At 65.4% G+C, this 26,264-nt stretch carries 18 protein-coding genes; 8 read left to right on the forward strand and 10 right to left on the reverse strand.

The window, feature by feature from the left end:
* The first annotated feature begins 74 nt into the window (after window positions 1-74).
* Window positions 75-2,708, forward strand: a complete 2,634-nt coding sequence (gene alaS, locus QUG03_RS13565; RefSeq protein ID WP_107799010.1) for an alanine--tRNA ligase — start codon at window positions 75-77, stop codon at window positions 2,706-2,708.
* Window positions 2,709-3,115: 407 nt separating this feature from the next.
* Here alaS and QUG03_RS13570 read toward each other — a convergent pair whose 3' ends face one another.
* On the reverse strand, window positions 3,116-3,886 hold the full coding sequence (locus tag QUG03_RS13570; protein WP_500820215.1) for a sulfite exporter TauE/SafE family protein: 771 nt from the start codon (window positions 3,884-3,886) through the stop codon (window positions 3,116-3,118).
* Window positions 3,887-4,193: 307 nt separating this feature from the next.
* On the opposite strand from QUG03_RS13570, the gene QUG03_RS13575 reads away from it, so the two are divergent.
* The 7 genes from QUG03_RS13575 to kdpE all read left to right on the forward strand — a co-directional run bounded on the left by QUG03_RS13575 (window position 4,194) and on the right by kdpE (window position 12,948).
* Entirely contained in the window at window positions 4,194-4,385 is a 192-nt protein-coding gene (locus tag QUG03_RS13575; protein WP_146176613.1) for a hypothetical protein, read from the forward strand.
* 451 nt (window positions 4,386-4,836) lie between these two features.
* A complete protein-coding gene (kdpF, locus tag QUG03_RS13580; RefSeq protein ID WP_019103745.1) occupies window positions 4,837-4,926 on the forward strand; it encodes a K(+)-transporting ATPase subunit F in 90 nt (29 codons plus the stop codon).
* A gap of 2 nt (window positions 4,927-4,928) precedes the next feature.
* Window positions 4,929-6,752: a potassium-transporting ATPase subunit KdpA gene (gene kdpA / locus QUG03_RS13585; protein ID WP_253315318.1), complete on the forward strand. Its 1,824-nt coding sequence runs from the start codon at window positions 4,929-4,931 to the stop codon at window positions 6,750-6,752.
* Between the two features lie 22 nt (window positions 6,753-6,774).
* Window positions 6,775-8,895: a potassium-transporting ATPase subunit KdpB gene (gene kdpB / locus QUG03_RS13590; protein ID WP_500820216.1), complete on the forward strand. Its 2,121-nt coding sequence runs from the start codon at window positions 6,775-6,777 to the stop codon at window positions 8,893-8,895.
* A 20-nt stretch (window positions 8,896-8,915) separates the two neighbouring features.
* Window positions 8,916-9,488, forward strand: a complete 573-nt coding sequence (gene kdpC / locus QUG03_RS13595) for a potassium-transporting ATPase subunit KdpC (protein ID WP_253315319.1) — start codon at window positions 8,916-8,918, stop codon at window positions 9,486-9,488.
* A 53-nt stretch (window positions 9,489-9,541) separates the two neighbouring features.
* Window positions 9,542-12,232, forward strand: coding sequence for a DUF4118 domain-containing protein (locus QUG03_RS13600; RefSeq protein ID WP_500820217.1), 2,691 nt, complete (start codon window positions 9,542-9,544; stop codon window positions 12,230-12,232).
* Between the two features lie 14 nt (window positions 12,233-12,246).
* Entirely contained in the window at window positions 12,247-12,948 is a 702-nt protein-coding gene (gene kdpE / locus QUG03_RS13605; RefSeq protein WP_319792925.1) for a two-component system response regulator KdpE, read from the forward strand.
* 52 nt (window positions 12,949-13,000) lie between these two features.
* Here kdpE and QUG03_RS13610 read toward each other — a convergent pair whose 3' ends face one another.
* From QUG03_RS13610 to QUG03_RS13650, 9 genes are all read right to left on the reverse strand, one after another.
* Entirely contained in the window at window positions 13,001-13,669 is a 669-nt protein-coding gene (locus tag QUG03_RS13610) for a response regulator (protein WP_500820218.1), read from the reverse strand.
* A gap of 69 nt (window positions 13,670-13,738) precedes the next feature.
* Window positions 13,739-15,673 carry a type IV pili methyl-accepting chemotaxis transducer N-terminal domain-containing protein gene (locus tag QUG03_RS13615; protein WP_107799005.1) on the reverse strand — a complete coding sequence of 645 codons (1,935 nt, stop codon included), beginning with the start codon at window positions 15,671-15,673 and terminating at the stop codon, window positions 13,739-13,741.
* Window positions 15,674-15,683: 10 nt separating this feature from the next.
* Window positions 15,684-16,658, reverse strand: a complete 975-nt coding sequence (gene moaA, locus QUG03_RS13620; RefSeq protein WP_500820219.1) for a GTP 3',8-cyclase MoaA — start codon at window positions 16,656-16,658, stop codon at window positions 15,684-15,686.
* Between the two features lie 237 nt (window positions 16,659-16,895).
* A complete protein-coding gene (locus QUG03_RS13625; protein WP_500820220.1) occupies window positions 16,896-18,875 on the reverse strand; it encodes a methyl-accepting chemotaxis protein in 1,980 nt (659 codons plus the stop codon).
* 143 nt (window positions 18,876-19,018) lie between these two features.
* On the reverse strand, window positions 19,019-19,345 hold the full coding sequence (locus tag QUG03_RS13630; protein ID WP_107799002.1) for a YMGG-like glycine zipper-containing protein: 327 nt from the start codon (window positions 19,343-19,345) through the stop codon (window positions 19,019-19,021).
* A gap of 204 nt (window positions 19,346-19,549) precedes the next feature.
* A complete protein-coding gene (gene narI / locus QUG03_RS13635; RefSeq protein ID WP_235089546.1) occupies window positions 19,550-20,236 on the reverse strand; it encodes a respiratory nitrate reductase subunit gamma in 687 nt (228 codons plus the stop codon).
* A 22-nt stretch (window positions 20,237-20,258) separates the two neighbouring features.
* Window positions 20,259-20,900, reverse strand: coding sequence for a nitrate reductase molybdenum cofactor assembly chaperone (narJ, locus tag QUG03_RS13640; protein ID WP_107799000.1), 642 nt, complete (start codon window positions 20,898-20,900; stop codon window positions 20,259-20,261).
* An 11-nt stretch (window positions 20,901-20,911) separates the two neighbouring features.
* Entirely contained in the window at window positions 20,912-22,462 is a 1,551-nt protein-coding gene (gene narH, locus QUG03_RS13645) for a nitrate reductase subunit beta (RefSeq protein ID WP_107798999.1), read from the reverse strand.
* Window positions 22,459-26,160, reverse strand: a complete 3,702-nt coding sequence (locus QUG03_RS13650) for a nitrate reductase subunit alpha (protein ID WP_500820221.1) — start codon at window positions 26,158-26,160, stop codon at window positions 22,459-22,461. Before QUG03_RS13650 ends, narH begins: the two co-directional genes overlap by 4 nt.
* Window positions 26,161-26,264: the final 104 nt, after the last annotated feature.

The following is a 26,264-nucleotide window of genomic DNA, read 5'->3' on the forward strand; positions in this document are numbered from 1 at the left end:
CAATCAGCTGTCCGCGCCGCTCTGGGTTCAAGCCCCCAAAGCGGCCCAGAATTCGCAATCTTACGAAATCAAACATGAAAACCTCTGAAATTCGCCAGAAATTCCTGGATTTCTTTGCCGGCAAAAACCATCAGGTGGTGCCCTCCAGCAGCCTGATCCCCGGCAACGACCCCACGCTGATGTTCACCGTCGCCGGCATGGTGCAGTTCAAGGACGTGTTCCTGGGCTTTGAAAAACGCGATTACACCCGCGCCACCACCAGCCAGAAATGTCTGCGCGCCGGCGGCAAGCACAACGACCTGGAAAACGTCGGCTACACCGCGCGCCACCACACCTTCTTCGAAATGCTGGGCAACTTCAGCTTCGGCGATTACTTCAAGCAGGACGCCATCACCTTCGCCTGGGAATTCCTGACCGGCGAGCAATGGCTGAACCTGCCCAAGGACAAGCTGCTGGTCACCGTCTACGCCTCCGACGACGAAGCCTACGACATCTGGCACAAGAGCGTGGGCCTGCCGGCCGACAAGATCATCCGCATCGGCGACAACAAGGGCGCGCCGTACGCCTCCGACAACTTCTGGACCATGGGCGACACCGGCCCCTGCGGCCCCTGCACCGAGATCTTCTACGACCACGGCCCGAGCGTGGCCGGCGGCCCTCCGGGCAGCCCGGACGAAGACGGCGACCGCTTCATGGAAATCTGGAACAACGTGTTCATGCAGTTCAACCGCGACGAGTCCGGCACCCTGCATCCGCTGCCCAAGCCGTCGGTCGACACCGGCATGGGTCTGGAGCGCCTGTCCACCGTGCTGCAACACGTCAAGTCCAACTACGAGACCGACGCGCTGGCCTGCCTGGTGCGCGCCGCCGCGCGCGAAACCGGCATGGCCTACAGCCAGGACGTGCCGTCGCTCAAAGTGATCGCCGACCACATCCGCGCCTGTTGCTTCATGGTCGCCGACGGCATCTTGCCGTCCAACGAAGGCCGCGGCTACGTGCTGCGCCGCATCGCCCGCCGCGCCATCCGCCACGGCTACAAGCTGGGCCAGAAAGGCCTGTTCTTCCACAAGATCGTCGCCGATCTGGTGGCCGAGATGGGCGACGCCTATCCGGAACTGCGCGAGAAGCAGGCGCATATCGAAGACGCGCTGCGCGCCGAGGAGATCAAGTTCGCCGAGACGCTGGAAATCGGCATGGGCCTGGTGGACTCCGCGCTGGAAGGCGGCAAGACCAAGCTTGACGGCGACACCATCTTCAAGCTCTACGACACCTTCGGCTTCCCGGTGGACCTGACCGCCGACATCTGCCGCGAACGCGACATCCACGCCGATCTGGAAGGCTTCGAGCGCGCGATGGAAGCGCAGCGGGAGCGCGGCCGCGCCGGCTCCAGCTTCAAGATGACCGGCAAGGTCAGCTACAGCGGCGCCGACACCTGCTTCCACGGCTATGATTCCGCCAGCACCGACGCCAAGGTCTTGGCGCTGTTCAAGGGCACCGAGGCCGTCGCCGCGCTGGAAGCCGGCGAAGAAGGCATCGTGGTGCTGGACGACACCCCCTTCTACGCCGAAGGCGGCGGCCAGGTCGGCGACGTGGGCGAGATTTCGCTGCAAGGCGGCATCGGCGCGCTGTTCGACGTCAACGACACCCAGAAAATCCAGGCCGCGGTGTTCGGCCACAAGGGCAAGCTGGCCCGCGGCCGTCTGGCCGTCGGCGACAGCGTGACCGCCACCATCGATCTGCACGCGCGCGCCGCCAGCGCCCGCAACCACTCCGCCACCCACCTCTTGCACGCGGCGCTGCGCCACGTGCTGGGCGACCATGTCGCGCAGAAGGGCTCGCTGGTGAATCCGGAGCGCACCCGCTTCGACTTCGCCCACGGCGAACCGGTCAGCGCAGAACAGATCGCCGAGCTGGAGCGCGTGGTCAACCGCGTGATCAGCCACAACTTGCCGGTCAAGGCCGAAGTGATGAGCATGGAAGCCGCGCAGAAATCCGGCGCGATGATGCTGTTCGGCGAAAAATACGGCGATGAAGTGCGCGTGCTGACCATGGGCGACTTCTCCGCCGAACTGTGCGGCGGCACCCATGTCCAGCGCACCGGCGACATCGGCCTGTTCAAGATCGTGGCGGAAAGCGGCGTCGCCGCCGGCGTGCGCCGCGTCGAAGCCGTCACCGGCGAAGGCGCCATCGCCCACATCCAGGCTCAGGACGCCCTGCTCAAAGAGGCGGCCGGCGCGCTGAAAGCGCAGACGCTGGACGAGGTGGCCGCCAAGATCGGCAGCTTGCAGGACAACGTCAAGACCCTGGAAAAAGAGCTGGCCAAACTCAAGGGCCAACTGGCCGCCTCCGCCGGCGACAGCCTGGCCGACGGCGCGGCCGACGTCAACGGCGTCAAGGTGCTGGCGGTGGAACTGCCGGGCGCGGACAACAACGCGCTGCGCGAAACCCTGGACAAGCTGAAGGACAAGCTGGGCTCCGCCGCCATCGTGCTGGCCGCCAAGGGCGACGGCAAGGTGGCGCTGGTGGCCGGCGTCACCGCCGACCTCACCTCCAAGCTCAAGGCGGGCGAGCTGGTCAACTTCGTCGCCCAGCAAGTGGGCGGCAAGGGCGGCGGCCGTCCGGACATGGCCCAGGCCGGCGGCACTCAGCCGGAAAACCTGGCGGCGGCCTTGGCCGGCGTGCAGGCCTGGGTGGCGGCTAAGCTGTAAGAACGTGTTTGCGATCTCGCGAGCTAAGGCAAGACAAGGCGAAAACGGCTGAGAAAGCGGAATGTACGCGTGGTACATAAGCATTTCGAAAACGTTTTCAACGCCGTATCGCCGACGCGCAGCAGATCGGAAACAGGTTCTAAGCCTCCCAACTCTCGTCAACAGACCGCGCGCTGCGCGGTCTTTTTATGTCTTCCACGCCGTCGGCCTTGGCTGCCGCCGCTTTCTTGCTCCAGGTCAAGGGCATCAGGATTACGAAATACTAATATTGAGAGGCTTAATGATGGCTTCTCCTTTTGTTGTTTGCATTTCAGCCCTGCTCGCCTCTCCGATCAGGGCGTTTTTTTGCGCGCGGCCATGAAAAAAGGCGGCCTGAGCCGCCCTGTCCCGTCATGCCGCGCCGCGGCTCACAACACCAGCTTGCCGCCTATCACCGCCAGCATCACCGCCAGCGCCGGCCGCAACCAGCCCTCCGCCAGCCGCCGCGTCAGCTTGCTGCCCAGCCAGATGCCGGGCAGGGAGCCCGCCAGCAGATTGAGCAAGAGCGGAAAATCCACATTGCCGAGCCCGGCGTGTCCCAGACCGGCCACCAGGGTCAAGGGCACCGCGTGGGCGATTTCGGTGCCCACCAGCCGCGAAGTCGGCAAGGCCGGATACAGCAGGAACAAGGCCAGGGTGCCCAGGGCCCCGGCGCCGATGGAACTGAGCGTGACCAAAACGCCCAACACCACGCCGGTGGCCACGGTCAAGCCTATCCGCGGCTCGAACGACGGGCTGGCCGCGCCGGCGCGGCCCAGCCAGCGCAAGAGCAAGGGTTTGCTCAGGATGGCCGCGGCGGTCAGCAGCAAAGCGACGCCCAGCACCAGCTTGAACAGGGTGTCCAGCATTTTTTCCGGCAGATGCAGATAGGACAGGCCGGCCAGCACCAGCAGGGCCGCCGGCACGCTGCCGGCGGTCAGCCAGCCGGCGATGCGCCAATCGACATGGCCTTGGCGATGATGCACCGTCACTCCGCCCATCTTGGTCAAGGCCGCGTATAAGAGATCCGTGCCCACCGCGGTGGCCGGAGAGATGCCGAACCACAGCAAGATGGGCGTCATCAGCGAACCGCCGCCCACGCCGGTCAGACCAACGATGAAGCCCACCGCCAAACCCGCGATCGCATACCCCCACTCCATAAAACCGCTCCTTGGCCGCGCCATTCGATAGCGGCATGCTACGCCAGTTTCATATAACGATTTATACCGTTTCGAAACAACATTATTCGAAAAGTGATTTACCTCAAAGACTTGCCCCGGACGCCCGCTCCATCATGCTGCGGTAACATCGCGCCGGTAGCGTGGGCGGAGTCCGCTGGAATGCCCAAGTCCGATTTGCTCCTAATCACAAGCAAACAGGGCTTTACAAATCGCGAAAATAGCGTCAATGTCAAAGGGTCAGGGTTTGCCCTGGCCTCACACAAGTACGTGACCGAGAGGTGCAAGGATGATGACTTCCCGTATTCCTCTGAGTGTTCGCAGAAAGCAGGCTAGAGACCAGCACGAGAGTTTTCTCTATGCGGTCGCCAAGCCTCAGTTGAGTGATGCTGAGAGGTCGCGCCAGCAGAAAGTGCGCCAGCGCGCGCACGATCGGGACGATGCCCGATTCCTGGCCGACCGCTGCGACGACCTGTTCTGAACACCTTGCCCACTGGCGGCTTGCCGCCTGTTGACGGTTAGCGGCCCAGCCATACGCCACGCCGCAACCTCCCTGCCTTGAAGCGGACCGCGCGCTTGCCGCCTGTGCCGAGCCGCCCGTTTCGTTTCCCGCCGCCGCGCCCGCGTCCAGCGACGCCGGTCGTCCGCCCGTTGTCCCCTGCGTCTCCGCCTCCGCTCGCATAAAGAAAATTCCTTTTCCCGCCGAAATCCGTCCGAATTTGGCCAAACGGCGATTTCCCATCGATTTTTACGCGATTTTTATCTCTATCCAACGGCTTTTATCGGGTTTTTGACGCCGGCTTCAGTACCTTTCCATTACTGATTCAAATGGAGATTTTCATGATGGATGTCGTCTATCTGGGACTCGTCCTGTTGTTCGGCGCGCTGGCCTGCGGCTTCGTCGCCGGCTGCCGGAAACTGGGAGAAAAGGAATGAGCGTCTGGTATCTGCTCAGCGCGCTGATCGCGCTGGGCCTGCTTGGCTATCTGATCTACGCACTGCTTAAGCCGGAGAATTTTTAATCATGTTCGCCAATTTCATCGGCTCGGCCGCACCCTTGCAGCTGGGCTTGTTCCTGCTGGTGCTGCTGGCGCTGGCCTGGCCGCTGGGCGCCTATATCGCCCGCGTGATGCAGGGCGACAATGTCGGCCCCCTGCGCCTGTTCGCGCCGCTGGAGCGCGGCTTTTACCGGCTGGCCGGCGTCAAGCCGGACGAAGACATGGGCTGGCGCGGCTACGCCGTCGCCTTGCTGTTGTTCAATGTGCTGGGCGCGCTGGCCTTGTATCTGCTGCAACGCTTGCAGGGCTGGCTGCCGTTCAACCCGCAAGGCATGGGCGCGGTGGCGCCGGATTCCGCGTTCAACACCGCGATCTCCTTTGTCACCAACACCAACTGGCAAGGCTATGGCGGCGAATCCACCATGGGCTATCTGGTGCAGATGCTGGGCCTGACGGTGCAGAACTTCCTGTCCGCCGCCACCGGCGCGGCGGTGGTGCTGGCCCTGGTGCGCGGCTTTGTCCGTCACGGCTCGGCCAAGATCGGCAACTTCTGGGTGGACGTCACCCGCTTCACCCTCTACGTATTGCTGCCGCTGTCCTTCGTGTTCGCGCTGGCCTTCAGCCAGCAAGGCATGATCCAGAACCTGTCCGCCTATAAAAACGCGCAGACGGTGGAAACCACCCATTATCAGCAGGCCAAGACCGATGCTCAGGGCAACGCGGTCCTGGGCGCCGACGGCAAGCCGGTGATGGCGGACGCCAGCACCCAGCAGCAAACGCTGCCCATGGGACCGGTGGCCTCGCAAGAAGCGATCAAGCTGCTGGGCACCAACGGCGGCGGCTTCTTCAACGCCAACTCGGCGCACCCGTTTGAAAACCCCACTCCGCTGAGCAACTTCCTGCAAAGCCTGGCCATCTTCCTGATCCCGGCGGCGCTGTGCTTCGTGTTCGGCCGCATGGTGGGCGACCAGCGTCAAGGCTGGGCCATCATCGCCGCGATGACGGTGATGTTCGTCTGCGCGGTCGTGACGGCCACCGGCGCGGAGCAGGCCGGCGTGCCGCAGCTGAGCGCAATGGGCGTGGATCAGCAGGCCAGCCATTTGCAGGCCGGCGGCAATATGGAAGGCAAGGAAACCCGCTTCGGCGTCATCGACACCTCGCTGTTCATCGCGGTGACCACCTCCGCCTCCTGCGGCGCGGTCAACGCCATGCACGATTCGCTGACCCCGATCGGCGGCCTGGTGCCCACCTTCCTGATGCAATTGGGCGAGGTGGTGTTCGGCGGCGTCGGCTCCGGCCTGTACGGCATGCTGATCTTCGCCATCCTGGCGGTGTTCATCTCCGGCCTGATGGTGGGCCGCACCCCGGAATACCTGGGCAAGAAGATAGAAATCCATGAGATGAAGATGACGGCGATCACCATTCTGGTCACCCCGGTTCTGGTGCTGACGCTGACCGCCATCGCGGTGCTGGCCGCCTCCGGCAAGGCCGGCGTCCTCAACCCCGGCGCCCACGGCTTCAGCGAGGTGTTGTACGCCTTCACCTCGGCCGCCAACAACAACGGCAGCGCCTTCGCCGGCCTGTCCGCCAACACGCCCTTCTACAACGTCGCCACCGCGGTGGCCATGTTCTTCGGCCGCTTCTTCATGATCGTGCCCATCCTGGCCATCGCCGGTTCCTTGGCCGCCAAGAAGCGGCTGGCCGTCACCGGCGGCACCCTGCCCACCCATGGCCCGCTGTTCGTGGTGCTGCTGATAGGCACCGTCTTGCTGGTGGGCGCGCTCAACTATGTTCCCGCGCTGGCGCTGGGCCCGGTCGTCGAGCAATTGCAGATGATCAGCGGTCGCTGAACCTTGCGGGAGGACTCATAAAATGAACGATATCAATCATTCCAAACTGCCGGCCGCCCAGCCCGTTCAAGCGGGCCACAGGAGCGCGGCCAAATCCATGCTGGACCCCAGCCTGGTGAAACCGGCCATCGTCGACTCCTTCAAGAAGCTGTCGCCGCGCGCCCAGTGGCGCAACCCGGTGATGTTCGTCGTCTACATCGGCAGCATCCTGACCAGCGCGCTGTGGGTTCAGTCCCTGGCCGGCCAGGGCGAGGCGCCGTCCGGCTTCATCCTGGCGGTGACGCTGTGGCTGTGGTTCACCGTCTTGTTCGCCAACTTCGCCGAAGCGCTGGCCGAGGGCCGCAGCAAGGCCCAGGCGGCCAGCTTGCGCTCGGCCAAGAAAAACGTGGTGGCCAAGAAGCTGTCCGGCCCCAGCCACGACGCCGGCAAGACCGTGATCGACGGCAGCAGCCTGCGCAAGGGCGACTATGTGCTGGTGGAAGCCGGCGACGTGATCCCGGTGGACGGCGAGGTGATCGAAGGCGTGGCCTCGGTGGACGAGTCCGCGATCACCGGCGAATCCGCGCCGGTGATCCGCGAGGCCGGCGGCGATTTCTCCTCGGTCACCGGCGGCACCCGCGTGCTGTCCGACTGGATCGTGGTGCGGATTTCCGTCAACCCGGGCGAAACCTTCCTCGACCGCATGATCGCCATGGTGGAAGGCGCCAAGCGCCAGAAAACGCCGAACGAGATCGCGCTGACCATCCTGCTGGTGGCGCTGACCATCGTCTTCCTGGTGGTCACCGTCACCCTGCTGCCCTTCTCGCTGTTCAGCGTGGAAGCGGCCAAGGCCGGCTCGCCCATCGGCATCACCACCCTGGTGGCCTTGCTGGTATGCCTGATCCCCACCACCATCGGCGGCCTCTTGTCCGCCATCGGCGTGGCCGGCATGAGCCGGATGATGGGCGCCAACGTGATCGCCACCTCCGGCCGCGCGGTGGAAGCCGCCGGCGACGTGGACGTGCTGCTCTTGGACAAGACCGGCACCATCACCCTGGGCAACCGCCAGGCCTCGGCCTTCATTCCGGCGCCCGGCGTCAGCGAACAGGCTTTGGCCGACGCCGCCCAGCTGGCCTCGCTGGCCGACGAAACCCCGGAAGGCCGCAGCATCGTGGTGCTGGCCAAGAAGCAGTTCAATCTGCGCCAGCGCGAGCTGGCCAGCCATGAAGCCGCGTTCATCCCCTTCACCGCGCAAACCCGGATGAGCGGCATAGACTACGACGGCCGCCGGATCCGCAAGGGCGCCATCGACGCCATCCGCCGCCACATCGCCGAACTGGGCGGCCAGTTCCCGGACGCGCTGGCGAAAAGCGCCGATGAAGTGGCCCGCCGCGGCTCCACCCCGCTCTTGGTGGCGGAAGGCAATCGCGCCTTGGGCGTGATCGAACTGAAGGACATCGTCAAGGGCGGCATCAAGGAGCGCTTCGCCGAGCTGCGCCAGATGGGCATCAAGACGGTGATGATCACCGGCGACAACCCGCTGACCGCCGCCGCCATCGCCGCCGAGGCCGGCGTGGACGATTACCTGGCCGAAGCCACGCCGGAAGCCAAGCTCAAGCTGATCCGCAGCCATCAGGCCGAGGGCAAGCTGGTGGCGATGACCGGCGACGGCACCAACGACGCGCCGGCGCTGGCCCAGGCCGACGTGGCGGTGGCGATGAACACCGGCACCCAGGCGGCCAAGGAAGCCGGCAATATGGTGGACTTGGATTCCAACCCCACCAAGCTGATCGAGATCGTGGAAATCGGCAAGCAGATGCTGATGACGCGCGGCTCCTTGACCACCTTCTCCATCGCCAACGACGTGGCCAAATACTTCGCCATCATTCCGGCCGCCTTCGCCAGCACCTATCCGCAATTGAACGCGCTGAACGTGATGGGCCTGAACAGCCCGGCCTCGGCCATCATGTCGGCGGTGATCTTCAACGCCGTCATCATCGTGTTCCTGATCCCGCTGGCGCTGAAGGGGGTCAAGTATCAAGCCAAGAGCGCGGCGGAGCTGCTGCGCGGCAACCTGCTGATCTACGGCCTGGGCGGCCTGCTGGTGCCCTTCGCCGGCATCAAGCTGATCGACATGCTGCTGGGCGCGCTGAGCCTGGCATGAGCACTGAAAGGACAAAGCAAATGAAACTGTTACGCCCGCTGCTGGTAGTGTTCGGCGGCCTGACCCTGATCACCGGCCTCGCCTATCCCTTGCTCACCACCGGGGCCGCCCAGGCGCTGTTCCCGTTCCAGGCCAACGGCAGCCTGATCGAACGCGACGGCAAGATCGTCGGCTCGCGGCTGATAGGCCAGAACTTCACCGGCCCGCAATATTTCTGGGGCCGCCCGTCCGCCACCAGCCCAATGCCGTACAATGCCGGCGGGTCCGGCGGCTCCAACCTGGGCCCCACCAACCCGGCGCAGCTGGACGCGGTGAAGGCCAATGTGGAACGCATCCGCGCCGCCCATCCGGGACAGACCGGCCCGGTGCCGGTGGACCTGGTCACCGCCTCGGCCAGCGGCCTGGACCCTGAAATTTCCGCCGCCGCGGCTTTCTACCAGTTGGAGCGCGTCGCCGCCGCCCGCAAGATGGAGCCGGCCGCGCTGCGCAAGCTGGTGGAGAGCCGGGTAATAGGCGAAACCTTCGGCCTGCTTGGCGAGCCGCGCGTCAATGTGCTGGAATTGAACCTGGCGCTGGACCAGCGGCGCGGCTGATAAGAACGAGCCGCGGAATCCCCGGCTTCCGCGGCTAAAAAACAGGACAAGCCATGCCCGACATCCGTCCCGATCCGGACGCGCTGCTGGATGAACTGAAACGCGAAGAACTGGACGCCCAACGCGGCCGGCTGAAGATATTCTTCGGCGCCTGCGCCGGGGTCGGCAAGACCTACGCCATGCTGGCTGCGGCCCGCGCCCGGCGCCAGGAAGGCGTGCAAGTGCTGGTGGGCGTGGTGGAAACCCACGGCCGCAAGGAAACCCAGGCGCAACTGGCGGACCTGGAATTGCTGCCGCCGCGGCGGATCGCCTACAAGGGCCACGAACTGTCCGAGTTCGATCTGGACGCGGCGCTGGCGCGCCGGCCGCAGCTGATCCTGATGGACGAGTTCGCCCACTCCAACGCGCCCGGCTCGCGCCACCCCAAGCGCTGGCAGGACGTGGAGGAGCTACTGGCCGCCGGCATCGACGTCTACACCACCCTCAATGTCCAGCATCTGGAAAGCCTGAACGACGTGGTCGGACAGATCACCGGCATCGTGGTGCGCGAAACCCTGCCCGACCACGTGTTCGACCGCGCCGACGAAGTGGCGCTGGTGGACTTGCCGCCGGACGAGCTGCTGGGCCGGCTGGCCGCCGGCAAGGTCTATCTGCCGCAGCAGGCCGAGCGCGCGGTGAAGAACTTCTTCCGCAAGGGCAATCTGCTGGCCTTGCGCGAACTGGCGCTGCGCCGCACCGCCGACCGCGTGGACGCGCAGATGCGCGCCTACCGCGCCGACCAGTCCATCAACCCCGTCTGGCACGCGCGCGAGCGCTTGCTGGTGTGCGTCGGCGCCAGCGCCGGCATCGACAAGCTGATCCGCAGCGCCAAGCGCCTGGCAGCCAATCTGGACGCGGACTGGATCGCCGTCTACGTGGAAACGCCGCGCCAGCAAAAACTGTCCGAGGAGCAGCGCGCCCGCGTGCTCAAGGGCCTGAGGCTGGCGCAGGAATTGGGCGCGGAAACCACGGTGCTGGGCGGCAACGAACTGGCGCCCACCCTGCTGGCCTATGCCCGCAGCCGCAACGTCTCCAAGCTGGTGGTGGGCAAATCCGTCCGCGGCCGCTGGTCGCGGCTGTGGCGCCCTACCCTGGTCAACGAGCTGAGCCGCCGCTCCGGCGACATCGATCTCTACGTGGTGGCCCACGACTTGGAAGCGGAGGACGCCGGCGCCGCCAAGACCGGCGCCAGCCTGTTGTTCGAAGAGCAGGACAGCCCGCGCTCCCACGCCGGCTACATCGCCGCCGCCGTCGCCTGCCTGCTGACCACGCTGCTGGCCGGCCTGCTGATTCCCCATGTGGCGCTGGCCAACGACATCATGATCTACCTGTTGGTGGTGGTGCTGGTGTCGGTGCGCTACGGCCGCGGCCCCGGCATGCTGGCCTCGCTGCTGTCGGTGGCGGCCTTCGACTTTTTCTTCGTGCCGCCGCAGATGTCCTTCGCCGTCACCGACACCCAGTACCTGATGACCTTCGTGGTGATGTTGCTGGTGGCCGCCATCATCAGCCAACTCACCGCCCGGCTGCGCTTCGCCGCCAATATCTCCACCTATCGCGAACGCCGCACCCGCGCGCTGTACGATCTGGGCCGCGAACTGGCCGGCGCGCTGACCGCCGCCCAGATCGTGGACACCGCCGTCGGCCGGCTGGAGCCGCTGTTCGCCGCCAAGGTCAACCTGTTCCTGCCCAATAGCGGCGACGAACTGCGCCTGGCCGGCGAAGACCGCGGCCATGCCGACATCGGCGTCGCGCAATGGGTTTACGATCATCAGCAGCCGGCCGGCCTCGGCACCAACACCCTGCCCGCCAACGCCGCGCTCTACGTGCCGCTGCGCGCGCCGATGCGCAACCGCGGCGTGATCGCGCTGCTGCCGGAAGTCACCGATCAGGCCTTTCTGCCGGAACAGCAAAGACTGCTGGAAACCTGCGCCGCCCAGATCGCGCTGGCGCTGGAGCGCGTGCATTACGTGGAAGTGGCGCAGGACGCCATCGTGGCGATGGAATCCGAGCGGCTGCGCAACAGCGTGCTGTCCGTGGTGTCCCACGATCTGCGCACCCCGCTGACCACCATGGCCGGCCTGTCCGAGCGGCTGTGCTCGCCCAATGTGGACGACGATCAGCGCGCCGAGATCGCCGCCGCCATCCAGGACGAGGCGCTGCGCATGAACAAGCTGGTGACCAATCTGCTGGACATGGCGCGGCTGCAATCCGGCGTCAAGCTGAACAAGGAATGGCAGATGCTGGACGAGGTGGTGGGCAGCGCGCTGCGCGCCGCCGAACGCGGCCTGCGCGGCCGGGAACTGAGGCTGGAGCTGGACCCGGACCTGCCGGTGCTGGAATACGACGCCGTGCTGCTGGAGCGGGTGCTGGTCAACCTGCTGGAAAACGCCGGCAAATACACGCCGCCGGGCAGCCGCATCACGCTGGCGGCGCGGCGCGAAGGCGCGGAGGTGCTGGTGTCGGTCAGCGACGACGGCCCCGGCCTGCCGCCCAATATGGAACAGCGCGCCTTCGACAAATTCTCGCGCGGCGCGGCGGAGTCCAGCACCCCCGGCGTGGGGCTGGGCCTGGCGATCTGCCGCTCCATCGTGGAAATCCACGGCGGCCGCATCAGCGCGCGCAACCGCTCGCCGCACGGCGCGGAATTCCGCTTCAGCCTGCCGGCCGGTCAAGCGCCGGCGCTGCCGCCGGATGAGACGCCCTAACTCAAAAGAAAACCATGACCATGCAAGACGCACCGATCAGCATCGTCGTCATTGAAGACGAGAAACCGATACGCCGCTTTCTGAGCGCGGCGCTGGAAGAAGAAGGCCTGACCGTCCACGAGGCGGAAACCGGCAAGCAAGGCCTGATCGAAGTGGCCACCCGCAAGCCGGACCTGGTGATCCTGGACCTGGGCCTGCCGGACATGAACGGCCAGGACACCATCAAACAGCTGCGCGAATGGACCGATCTGCCCATCCTGGTCTTGTCCGCGCGCACCCAGGAAACCGAGAAGGTGGCCGCGCTGGACGCCGGCGCCGACGACTATCTGACCAAGCCCTTCGGCGTGGCCGAATGCCTGGCGCGCGTCCGCGTGCTGCTGCGCCGCCGCACCCACGGCAGCGCCGCCGCGCAACAGGTGTTCCAGTTCGGCGACATCAAGGTGGACCTGGTCAACCGGCAGGTGGCCAAGGCGGAAACGGCGGTGCATCTGACGCCGATAGAGTACCGGCTGCTGTCCACCTTGATACGCAGCGCCGGCAAGGTGATCACCCATCGCGAACTGCTGCTGGCGGTATGGGGGCCGTCGTTCTCGGAGCACAACCAGTATCTGCGCGTCTATATGGGCCATCTGCGGCAGAAGCTGGAAGACAATCCGGCGATGCCGCGCCACATCCTCACCGAGACCGGAGTCGGCTATCGGCTGGTGGAGGGCTGAGCGGACCGCCGCTTAGAAGCTGTTCATGGGGGCCAGGGCCGCGCGCAGCCGCTCACGCGCTGCGCCCCACCCCGTTCTCCACCGCGAACACCGCCGCCTGCACCCGGCTGCTGAGGCTGAGCTTCTTCAGGATGTTCTGCACATGGATTTTGACCGTGCTCTCGGCCAGATCCAGGCTGCGCGCGATCTCCTTATTGCTCTTGCCCTGGGCCAGAAAGCCGAGGATTTCGCGTTCGCGCGGGGTCAGCCGGTCCAGCTCCTGCTCCGCCGGCTCCACCGGCGCGGCCGCGCCGTGGCGGAACTGGGCCATCAGCTTGGCGGTCATCGAATCGCTCATCACCGATTCGCCGGCGGCGGCGCGCGCCACCGCCTGGGTCAGGAAGTCGGCGTCGATGTTTTTCAATAGATAGCCGCGCGCGCCGGCCTTCAAGGCCGCGGTCAGATCGTCGGCCTCCTCGGACACCGTCAGCATCACCACCGCCCGTTTGGGCTGGTCCTGCAGCATCAGGGTCAGCACCTCCACGCCGGAAATGCCCGGCATGTTCAGGTCCAGCAACACCACGTCCGGGTCCAGCTGCTTGGCGAGCTTGACGCCCTCGGCGCCGTCGGCCGCCTCGCCGACAACGTCGAAAGCCGCCTGGCGCGCCAGCAAGGCCTTGATTCCGCTGCGGAACAAGGTGTGATCGTCCACCAGCAAAATGCGTATGGTCTGTTCAGACATCATCGAGTCCGGGTCTTTCAAATTCAGATATAGACAGTATGAGAGCTGTCTAGCCGCCGCGCCAGTGGCTCAAGCGGCCATGCGCCGCGCGCGCGGCAGCAGCAGGCTGACCAGGGTGCCCGCCTCCGGAGTGGATTCGATGTCCAGTTGCAGACCGGCGCGCTGCGCGCGCTCCTGCATGATGGACAGGCCGAAATGGCCGTCGCCCTTGTTGCGCACGGTATCCAGATCGAAACCGACGCCGTTGTCCAGCACGCTGAGCACGAAGACCTCGCCGTCGTCGCTGAGGCTGACCGTGACCTGGCTGGCCTCGGCGTGCTTGCGCACATTGGACAGCGCCTCCTGCAGGATGAACAGGATCTGCAATTGCTGTTCCGGCATCAGCGGCGCGCCGGCTCCGGTGGAGCGCAGCTCCACCCGCATCCCGGTCTGCTTGCGGAATTTGTCCAGCAGGCTGCTCACCGCCTGGCTCAGGCTTTCCGACAATTTGGAACGGAAGTTGTTGAGCAGCTCGCGCACATCGTCGTAGCTTTCCTTGACCCCGGCCTCGAACAAGGCCAGCGTGTCGTCCACCAGGCCCGGGTCGCCGCTGTCCAGCGCCTGGCGCATGATCTGGGTTTGCAGGTTCAGGAAGGACAGGCCCTGGGCGATGCTGTCGTGCAGGCCCTGGGCCACCAGATTGCGCTCCTCCAGCACCGCCAGTTCGCGCTCCTTGGCCGCCAGCCTCAGGTTTTCTATCGCCACCGCCAGGTGCTGGCCCAGCATCTCCAGTTGCCGCACCTGCTGCGGCGGCAGGATGCGCGCCTGTCGGAAATGCAGATTGAAAATGCCCAAGGTGCGGTTTTGCGTCGCCACCGGGAAGGCGCTGACCACGCGGAAGCCTTCGCGGCTGCACTGCTTGTCCGGCAGGCCGCGCATATTCTCCACCCGGCTCTCGGCCTTGGCGGCGGCTTCGCCGCACAGGCAGTCGCCCACTTTCAGGCAATGCTCTTCGCGCAGCAGCCCTTCCGGCAAGCCGTCGTCGGCCACCACGAACACCATGCCCTGGCCGTGATCGGTCAAGCGCACCGCGCCGCCGTCGGCGTCGAAGGCGCGCATCACCCGGGCGAGGAAGCCCTTGCACAGCGCTTCCAGCGGCTGGGATTGATTGCAGAAGGAGGTGATTTCGTACAACAGCGCCAATTCCTGGTTTTTCTGCTGCAGGCTGGCGGTCTTGCCGCGCACCCGCTCTTCCAGCGTGGCGTGGGATTCGGACAGACAGGCCGCCATCAGATTGAAGCCGGTGCTGACCTGGCCGAATTCGTCGTCGGTCTCCACCGGCACCCGCACGCTGTAATCGCCGGCCGCCAGCCGGCGTATGCCCTGGTGCAGCTTGTCCAGCGGCCGCAGCACGATCAGCAGCATCAGATAAATCAGCGCGACGGTGCCCACCACCGCCATGCTGGCGAGCAAGAGCTGCAGCAGGCGCAGATAATCGGTGTTGCGCGCGTTGTAGGCCTCCATGCCGCTGACGAAGGTGTTGATGTCCGCCACGTAGAGCGCCACGCGCTCGGCGAAACGGGCGGCCTCCGCCGCGTTGTCGCCGGGCCGCGTCAGCGCGTCCTGCAACACCGGTTTCAGTTGCTCGCGCCACTGCGTTTCCACCTGGGTCAGCGCCTGCTGGATGTCCGCCTGACGCGGCACCAGCAGCGGGCGCGCCGGGTCGCCGCGGCGCAGCCGCTGCAAGATGGCTTCGTAATTGACCATGTCGCGGCGCAGCGCGTCGGCGCGCGCGCCGTCCTGGCCGCTAAGCTGCAAATCCAGCGCCAGCCGGGTGACGCGCATGCGCAGGCTGCCGGCGTCGTTGATCGCCGCCGCGCCGCCCTCCTGCTGCCAGGACAGCCACAGCGTGGCGCCGATGGAACCCAGCGCCACCAAGAGAAAAATCGCCAGCACGCCGACGATCTTGGCGCTGAGCCGCTGGCCCAGCGGGCCGCCCAGCACCGGGGACACGTTCAGCCGCATCGCCGTCGCCCTAGCCACCGGTCATCGACATGAAGCGCACCAGCTTTTTCGGCTTCTCGCTGAATTCATGTCGCTCCGGTTTCAGTTCTATCGCCGTGCGGATCGCCGCTTCCAGTTCGGCGTCGCTGACGCCGGCGCGCAGCAGAGGGCGCAGCTCAAAGCTTTCTTCCTGGCCCAGGCACATGTAGAGCGTGCCGTCCACGGACAGCCGTACCCGGTTACAGGTGGCGCAGAAATGTTGGGAAATGGGCGTGATCAGGCCCAGCGAGAAACCGCCGTCCCGGGTTTTCCAGTAGCGGGCCGGGCCGCCGCCCAGGGTGGCGGCCTGTTCGACCAGGTCGAATTCGGTTTGCAGCTGACGCAGCACCGGCTGCAAGTCCAGGTAACTGGCGGCGCGGCCGGTGTCGCCCATGGGCATGGCTTCGATCAGCCGCAGCACGAAGCCATGCTGGATACAGAAGGCGACCATGGCGCCGATGTCGGCGTCGTTGACGTCCTTCATCGCCACCATATTGATCTTGATCGGAGAAAAGCCGGCCTCCTTGGCCGCCATCAGCCCTTCCATCACCCGCGGCAGGCTGTCGCTGCCGGTGATGTCGTGCACGCAATCGCGGCGCAGCGAGTCCAGGCTGACGTTGACGCGGCTGACTCCGGCGGCGCGCAGCGCCTGGGCGTGGCGCGCCAGCTGAGTGGCGTTGCTGGTCAGCGACAGGTCGTTGAGGCCGGGCAGCGCGGACAGGCGCGCCGCCAGCTCCGGCAGATTGCGGCGCAGCAGCGGTTCGCCGCCGGTCAGCCGCAGCCGCCGCGTGCCCAGGCGCGCGAAAGCCGCCACCACGCGTTCTATCTCGTCGAAGGTCAGCCAGTTGGCCGGTTCTTCGAAGCCTTTGAAGCCTTTGGGCAGGCAGTAATTGCAACGCAAGTCGCAACGGTCGGTCACGGACAGACGCAGGTATTCGATGGAGCGCCCGAAGCGGTCGGTAAGCATGAGTTCCTCCATGGCAGCCAATGATACCGCTTAGTCGCAACCAAGTGGCCCGGCTGTCGCCGCCAATCTGATATTTCCTGATTCCATTTTACTAGCTAGCCCAACAATTCGCAGTCCAACCAAAGCACGCCGGCCCCTAGTCACTTGTGACTAGGGGCCGGCCGGCGAAATGCGAGCGCAGGATGAAGGGAACAGGCGCGCCCGGCGATCAGGAGCGACCCCGTGGTAAATCGGCGCTCAGGCGTGTTTGAACTTGTCCACCAGATCCACCAGCTCGCTGGCCGAGGCGTTGAGCCGGTCGGACAAATCCGCCACCTCTTGCACCAGGCCGGAATTCTCCTCCGCCAGCGAGGCGATCACGCTGATATTGTTGGCCACCTCGCCGCTGGCCGCGGTCTGCTGCGCCATCGCCACCGCGGTGCCCTGGCTCTTGGCCGCGGCTTCGCTGGCTTCCTGGTGGATTTCGTCCAGGTCGTGCACGGTCTGGCCCACCAGCTCCAGGCCGGACTCCATGCGCTGGCGCGCCTCCTGCATGTGGTGGGCGGCGGTCTGGGTCTCGCCGCGGATGTCCTCGATCAGCGATGTGATGTCCAGCGTCTCCTTGCCGGTGCGCTCGGCCAGCTTGCGCACCTCGTCCGCCACCACGGCGAAGCCGCGGCCCATCTCGCCGGCGCGCGCCGCCTCGATCGCCGCGTTCAAGGCCAAGAGATTGGTCTGGTCGGCGATCTCGCGGATGGCGGTGATGATGGAGCGGATGTCTTCGGACTTCTGCTGCAAGGATTCTATCCGGCCGCCGGCGTCGTCCAGCACCGTCGAAGTCTGATTCATCGCCTGCGTGGTGCTGCGCATGCGTTCGCGGCCGTCGCTGACGCTGCTCTGCATCTGCTGCGCCACGTTCAGCGACAGCCGGGTGTTGGCGCTGACCGACTCGATGCCCGCGCTCATCTCCTCCACCGCCGCGGCGATGCCGGCCGCCGACTGACTCTGGGTTTCCGAAGCCTTGGCGGCGCGATGGGAAATCGCCAGCATCGCGTGCGCCGCCTCCACCAGGCAGTGGGCGTTGTGATTGACTTGGTTCAGGGTGCGGGCGAAGGCCTCCACCAAGTGGTCGAAAGCCTTGCCCATGCGCGCGATTTCATCGTGACCGCGGATGTCGGCGCGCGGCCTCAGGTCGAAATCCCGGCTCATCGAGGTCATCAGCAGTTCCAGCCGCTGCACCGGCACATGGATGCCGCGATAGATGGCGAAACCCAGGCCGCCCAGGGCCAGAATCACCAGGGCGGAGCCGCCCAGCGTCACCCACAGGTCGACGCGGGCCTGGGACACCTTGGCCGCCACCAGGCCGGCCAGATCGGACAGCAGCTTGTCCTGCAGCGTTTTCAGCGCGCCGATGCGCTGGGTCGCCGCCTGAAACCACGCCGCCGGCGCCACGCCGGCCGGCTGGCCCAGGGCCTGGCCCAAGAGTTTGTCGCGCAGCGCCTGCAAGGCCTTGGCCTCGTCGCCGCCTTCCACCGCGTCCATCTGGGCGCGCAGCGTATCGTCCGCCATCAGCCGCAGCTGTCCGGCGCAGGCGTCCTGCTTGGCCTTGAGGCCCACCGCCTGGGCAAAGCTTTTTTGATCGAACACGCCGCCGTTGAGCACGCCGTTGACGTAGCCGCGCTCGCGGCCGGCGAACTCCTTCTCGCATTGCAGGCTGAGCAAGGCCGCGGTGCTGCGCAGCAGATCGCCGTCGCTATTGGCCTGCGCCAGCTTGGCGATCAGGCCGATCAGGGCGTCGATGCGGCCGGAATAGGCGGCGAAGGCCTCGGCCGCCGGCGTCGCGCGTTTTTCCACGCTGTCGCGCAGCTGGGACAGGCCGTCCAGCTGACTGCTCAGGGCGGACAGATCGCCGGCCAGGCTGCTGGCGGCGTGATTGGCCGCCTCGTCGCGGAAGGCGGCCAGGTCCTTGTCGCTGACCGCGCGCGCCTGCTGCAAGGGCGGCGGCAAGCCGGCGGCCTGGCCGTTGAGGAAGCCGTTGCTCAGGCCGCGTTCGGTCTGCAAATCGTGGATCAACTGGCTGGAACGCGCCGCCACCTGGATCAGGCGATCCGAGCGTTGCAGTTCCGACAGGGTCTGGAAGCGATCGACGGCCAGCACCGAGGCCAGGCCGATCAGGGCGGCGGAAAAAGGCAGCAGCAGCAATAGCAGCTTGCTGGCGAGGGATAGCCTGGACAGCATGGCGGGCTCCGATCTCTATCGACTGTTTCTCTTGACTTTCCATGACAATGGAAACCAACACCCATCAATATAGATCAAGCCCGGTTCATGCTGAATACTGCAATGGGTTTAATGCCAATGGCCGGCTGGACAGCCGCGGCGGCTCAGCAACGGCCTTTCTTGGCCTGGCCCGGCGGGCAGAAATAGCCTTTGTCGCGGTGATGGCGATGGCGGTGCTTGCGATAGCGGCGGCCGTCGTCGTCGCGGCGTTCCGACGCCGCCGGCTTGCCGTAGTCGTGGCCGATGGCCGCGCCGGAAGCGCCGCCCACCGCGCCGCCGATGATGGCGCCGTTGCGGCCGCCCACCGCCTCGCCCACCGCCGCGCCGGCCGCGCCGCCCAGCGCGCCGCCGACGATGGTGGAGGTGTCCGCCAGGGCGGTGGAGGCCAAACCGGCCAGGCTCAGCGATAAGATGACAAGTGCGCGTTTCATGCGGCTAACTCCTGAATTTAAACGGATGAGGCAGCTTAACCGTTTGGTTGACAGCCGGCTGTTTCGAATTGTTAGGAATTGTTCTCTCTTGTTATCGCTTCACAACTTATCGAATTTATATGTAGCCGGACGGCATGAAAAACGGCGGAGCATCCAAAGATGCCCCGCCGCGACCTCATGCTGAATCTTGGCAAACCCGCCGGATCAACCCCTCGGCCGCACCAGCTGCCAGGCCCGGCCCAGATAAGTCACCGCGCCGAAGCCGCTCCACACGTGCACCAGACGGGTAAACGGGAAGATCACGAACAAGCTCATGCCCATGAACAAGTGCGCCTTGAACACCGGCGAGGCGCCGACGATGAAGATGGCCGCGTCGCCGCGCAGGGTGACGATGTGCTGGGCCCAGCTCATCAGCAACACCATCTCGTGGCCGTCCAGATGCTGCGCCGACACCGCGATGGTGCTGAGGCCCAATAGCAAGGTGGCCAGAATCCACAGCAACACCAGCTTGTCGCGCCAGGTGGTGTTGGCCGCCAGCCGGTCGCAAGTGAAGCGGCGGTGCAGCAGGATCAGGATGCCGACCAGACACAGGCCGCCCATGATGCCGCCGGCCGTCATCGCGAACACCTGCTTGAAGCTGTGGCTGACGCCCAGCGCGTCCCATACCGCCACCGGCGTCAACAGGCCCACCAGATGGCCGAAGAACAGGCCGATGATGCCGAGGTGGAACAGGATGTTGCCCAGCCGCAGCTGGCCGCGGTACAGCAGTTGCGAGGATTCGCTCTTCCAGCTGTATTGCTCGCGGTCGAAGCGGATCAGGCTGCCCAGCAGGAACACCGCCAGCGCGATGTAGGGGTAGATGCCGAATACGAATTGGTGCAGATAGTTCATGTTGCTCTCCTGGCAGCGGGATTCAGCCCTGCGGCCGCTGCGGGTAAAAGTTCACCGGAGCGATGGCCGGCCGCGCCGGCTTCAGCAGCGGCTCCACGCCGTCCGCGCCGGGGCCGAAGGTCTCCAGCATCTCGTCCATGTCGCGCACCGGCGGCACGGTCAGCGCTTCCGGCTCCACCGGCGACAGCAGCACCAGCCCCTGCAGCACGCCGGCGTAGTGGGAGTGGCTGTCGGCCAGCTTGCCGGCCACATGGGCGATCACGTGCACCGCGTCGGAGAGCAGCCGGGCGGCCTCCTCCGGCGGGCACTGCGCCAGGAACTCCAGGAACAGCGGCAGATAGTCCGGCAGCTCGTTCGCCGCCGGCTCCAGGCCCTGGGCCTGGTATTCGGCCAGCAGATCCACCATGGCCTGGCCGCGGGCGCGGTCCTCGCCGTGGATATGCTCGAACAGGTGCAGCGAATGGCTGGGGTTGCGATCGAAGGTCTGCACATAACGTTCTTGCAGCGTGATCAGATCCTCGCCCTCCAAGGACAGCAGCAAGGGCTCCAGCAGCCGGGCGATGCGCGGCTCGGCCGCCACCTCGGCGCGGATGTCGTCCGCCGCCGCGATCAGATCCGGCTCCGGGTAGCACAGCAGCGCCGATAAGGCCTGATAGATGCGCATGGCGTTCTCCTTCACTGACCGGAATTGGACTTGCGGTCGCGCCGCATGTCGTGGAACACGATGGGAGTGGCCTTCTTCTTGCCGAACAGGCTGGCCTCGGACTCGCCGCCGGAGCAGCCGTTGCCGAAGGTGAAGCCGCAGGACGCCTTGTCCTCGAAGGTGTTTTCCACCAGCTCCTTGTGGCTGGACGGAATCACGAAGCGGTCTTCGTAATTGGCGATGGCCATCACCTGATACATCTCCTCCACCTGGGCCGGGTTCAGATGCGTGCCCTTGAGGGTGGCGGGATCCGACACCTTCTCCACGCTCTTCTTGCGCATATAGCGCCGCATCGCCACCATGGTTTCCAGCGCCTTCACCACCGGCTCTTCCTTGCCGGCGGTCAGCAGATTGGCCAGGTACTGAATGGGGATGCGCAGGTCCTTGACGTCCGGGATGATGCCGTTCTCGCCGATCAGGCCGTTTTCCATCGCGGACTGGATGGGAGACAGCGGCGGGATGTACCACACCATGGGCAGGGTCCGGTATTCCGGGTGCAGCGGGAAAGCCACTTTCCACTCCATCGCCATCTTGTAGACCGGGGAGCGCTGCGCGGCGTCGATCCAGCTTTGCGGAATGCCCTGCTTCTGCGCCTCGGCGATCACCTCCGGCGCGTTCGGGTCCAGGAACACGCCCAGCTGCGCCTCGTACAGGCTCTTCGGGTCTTCCACCGCGGCGGCTTCGTCTATCTTGTCGGCGTCGTACAAGAGCACGCCCAGATAGCGGATGCGGCCGACGCAGGTTTCCGAGCACACCGTCGGCTGGCCGCCCTCGATGCGCGGGTAGCAGAAGGTGCACTTCTCGGCCTTGCCGGAGGTCCAGTTGTAATAAATCTTCTTGTACGGGCAGCCGGACACGCACATGCGCCAGCCGCGGCATTTGTCCTGGTCTATCAGCACGATGCCGTCGTCTTCGCGCTTATAGATGGAGCCGGACGGACAGGAGGCGACGCAAGCCGGGTTCAGGCAGTGTTCGCACAGGCGCGGCAGATACATCATGAAGGTGTTCTCGAAGGCCGAGTACATTTCCTTCTGGATGCCCTCAAACAGGGCGTCCTTGCTGCGCTTGGAGAATTCGCCGCCCAGATCGTCCTCCCAGTTCGGGCCCCATTCGATCTTGTTCATCTTCTTGCCGGTCAGCACCGACACCGGCCGCGCGGTGGGCGGCGTCTTCATCTCCGGCGCGTTCTGCAGATGTTCGTAGTCGTAGGTGAACGGCTCGTAGTAATCGTCTATCGCCGGCATATTGGGGTTGGCGAAGATATTGCCCAGGATTTTCAGCCGGCCGCCCTGACGCGGCTCCAGCTTGCCGTTGGGCTTGCGCACCCAGCCGCCCTTCCACTTCTCCTGGTTTTCCCATTCCTTGGGGTAGCCGATGCCGGGCTTGGTTTCCACATTGTTGAACCAGGCGTATTCGACGCCGTCGCGGCTGGTCCAGACGTTTTTGCAGGTGACCGAACAAGTGTGGCAGCCGATGCACTTGTCCAGATTCAACACCATGCCGATTTGAGCGCGGATTTTCATTGTTGCTCTCCTGCCGGACTATCCATCCAGTCCACTGAGTTCATCTTGCGCACCACCACGAACTCGTCGCGGTTGGCGCCCACGGTGCCGTAGTAGTTGAAGCCCCAGGACAGCTGCGCGTAGCCGCCTATCATGTGGGTGGGCTTGGTCACCGTGCGGGTCACCGAGTTGTGGATGCCGCCGCGCTTGCCGGACACTTCCGCGCCCGGCACGTTCACGATCTTCTCCTGGGCGTGGTACATCATCGTCATGCCCTGCGGCACCCGCTGCGACACCACGGCGCGGGCGGTCAGCGTGCCGTTGGCGTTGAACACCTCGATCCAGTCGTTGTCCACGATGCCGGCCTTCTTGGCGTCGTCCTCGGACAGCCACACGTTCGGGCCGCCGCGGCTCAGGGTCAGCATGCGCAGATTGTCGGAGTACGTGCTGTGGATGCCCCACTTCTGGTGCGGGGTCAGGAAGTTCAGCACCAATTCGTGATTGCCGTTGCCGTGCTTGCCCAGCACCGCCTGGGTGGTTTTCAGATCCACCGCCGGCTTGTACACGCACAGGCCTTCGCCGAAGGCGCGCATCCACTGGTGATCCTGGTAGAACTGCTGGCGGCCGGTGATGGTGCGCCAGGGAATCAGCTCGTGCACATTGGTGTAGCCGGCGTTGTAGCTGACTTCTTCGCTTTCCAGGCCGGACCAGGTGGGCGAGGAAATGATCTTGCGCGGCTGCGCCTGCACATCGCGGAAGCGGATGCTGTCGTGCTCGCGCGGCTTGGCCAGATGGGTGTGGTCGCGGCCGGTGATCTTGGACAGCGCGTCCCAGGCTTTCACCGCCACGTGGCCGTTGGTTTCCGGCGCCAGCGTCAGAATCATCTCGGCGGCGTCGATCGCGGTTTCCAGCTTGGGCTGGCCCTTGCCGGCGCCCTGGCTCGCCACTTGGTTCAGGCCGCGCAGGATGTCCACCTCATGGCCGGTTTTCCAGTTGATGCCCTTGCCGCCGTTGCCGGCTTTTTCCAGCAAGGGGCCGATGGTGGTGAACTTGTCGTAGATCGCGCCGTAGTCGCGCTCCACCACCGTCATCTTGGGCATGGTCTTGCCCGGCACCGGCTCGCACTCGCCTTTTTTCCAGTCCTTGGGATCGAAGGGCTGGCCCAGTTCTTCCGGGGTGTCGTGCATCAGCGGGGTCAGCACCAAGTCCTTTTGCACGCCCAGATAGTCCTTGCCCAGCTCGGACAGCTTCTTGGCGAAGCCCTTGTAGATCTCCCAGTCGGTGCGCGACTGCCACAAGGGCTGCACCGCTTCGGACAGCGGGTGGATGAAGGGGTGCATGTCCGAGGTGTTGAGATCGTCCTTCTCGTACCAGGTGGCGGTGGGCAGCACCACGTCGCCGTACAAGCAGGTGGTGGACATGCGGAAGTCCAGCACCACCAGCAGGTCCAGCTTGCCTTCCGCCGCCGGACGCACGGTGATTTCGGTCGGCTTGATGCAGTCGTCTTCCGAATTCAGCACCGCGTTCTGGGTGCCCAACAGGTATTTGAGGAAGTATTCGTGGCCCTTGCCGGAGCTGCCCAGGATGTTGGAACGCCACACGAACATATTGCGCGGGAAGTTCTGCGGGTTGTCCGGGTCGTTGCAGGCCAGGTCCAGCTTGCCGGACTTGAGGCCGTCCACCACGTAGGCGGCGGCGTCCTGGCCGGCGGCGGCCGCGGCGCGGGTCACCTCCAGCGGGTTGGCGGACAGCTGCGGCGCGGACGGCAGCCAGCCCATGCGCTCGGCCTTGGCGTTGTAATCGATCAGCGCCATGCCGGCCATGCGGCCGTCGGCGGTGGGCGCCAGGATTTCGCCTACGCCCAGTTTTTCATGCCGCCACTGGCTGGTGTGGGCGTAGAAGAAGCTGGTGCCGTTCATCTGCCGCGCCGGGCGGTTCCAGTCGCCGGCGAAGGCCAGCGGCGCCCAGCCGGTTTGCGGACGCAGTTTTTCCTGGCCCACGTAGTGGCACCAGCCGCCGCCGGACTGGCCGATACAGCCGCACAGCATCAGCATATTGATGATGCCGCGGTAGGTCATGTCCATGTGGTACCAGTGGTTCAGCGCCGCGCCGACGATGACCATGGATTTGCCCTGGGTCTGATCGGCGTTCTGCGCGAACTCGCGCGCCACCTGGATCACCAGTTCCGGCTTCACGCCGGTGTGCTTCTGCTGCCAGGCCGGGGTGTAGGGCACGTCGTCCATGTAGTCGACGGCGACGTTGCCGCCGCCCAGGCCGCGGTCTATGCCGTAGTTGGCCGCCATCAGGTCGAATACCGTGGCCACCAGGGTTTCGCTGCCGTCGGCCAGGCGGATGCGCTTGGCCGGCACATTGCGGGTCAGCAGTTCATCGTGCTCGGCGCCGAAGTAAGGGAAGCCCACGCCCACCACCGCGTCGCTTTCCTTGATCAGCGACAGCTTGGCGGACACCTCGCGGCCGTTGCCGCCGTCCTTCTGCTCCAGGTTCCACTTGCCGGCCTTGCCCTCGGCCTGGCCCCAGCGGAAGCCGATGGAGCCGTTGGGCGCGACGATGTCGCCGCTGGCTTCGTCGATCAGCAGGGTTTTCCAGTCCGGGTTGTTGTCTTCGCCCAAGCCGCCTTCCAGATGGGAGGCGCGCAGGAAGTAGTCCGGAATGTAGCGCTCGCCGTCTTGCTTCAGCGCCACCAGCATCGGCATGTCGGTATAGCGGCGGATGTAGTCGCTGAAGTAGCCGGACGGATTATCGAGGTGGAATTCCTTGAAGATCACATGGCCCATCGCCATTGCCATCGCGGCGTCGGTGCCCTGCTTGGGGGCCATCCAGATGTCGCCGAACTTGGCCATTTCGCCAAAGTCGCTGGACACCGCCACCGTCTTGGTGCCCTTGTAGCGCACCTCGGTATAGAAGTGGGCGTCCGGGGTGCGGGTCATCGGCACATTGGAGCCCCACACCATCAGATAGGTGGAGTTGTACCAGTCCGCGGATTCGGCCACGTCGGTCTGCTCGCCCCAGGTCTGCGGGCTGGCCGGCGGCAAGTCGCAATACCAGTCGTAGAAGGACAGCGGCACCCCGCCGATCAGGCTGAGGTAACGGCTGCCGGCGGCGTAGGACACCATGGACATCGCCGGAATCGGCGAGAAGCCCACCACGCGGTCCGGACCGTATCGCTTGATGGTGAAGGCGTTGGCGGCGGCCACGATCTCGTTGGCCTCGTCCCAGCTGGCGCGCACGAAACCGCCCTGGCCGCGCTTGGACTTGTACTGCTTGGCCAGTTCCGGCGTCTGGCTGATCTTTTCCCAGGCCTCCACCGGGCTCAGGGTCTGGCGCGCCTCGCGCCACAATTTGGCCAGCCGGCCGCGGATCATCGGGTATTTGACGCGCTGGGCGGAGTAGACGTACCAGCTATAGGACGCGCCGCGCGGACAGCCGCGCGGTTCGTGATTGGGCAGGTCCGGCCGGGTGCGCGGGTAATCGGTCTGCTGGGTTTCCCAGGTGATCAGGCCGTTCTTCACATACACCTTCCAGCTACAGGAGCCGGTGCAGTTCACGCCGTGGGTGGAACGCACCACCTTGTCGTGCTGCCAGCGCTGGCGGTAGGCGTTTTCCCAACCGCGATCCTCGTTGACGACGGCGCCGTGACCATTGGCAAAGGTGGAGCGGGTCTTGCCCAGGAAATTCAAACGGTCGAGAAAGTGACTCATCTTGCCTCCAAATATCGGGGTCCGCGCCGCACGGGCCGGCGGCTCCAGCCACCGGGGGAAACGGACCTTTTCACTTGATTGCAAGCTTAGAACGCGCCGGCAAG

The sequence above is a fragment of the Chromobacterium sp. CCUG 30098 genome, assembly GCF_059916605.1.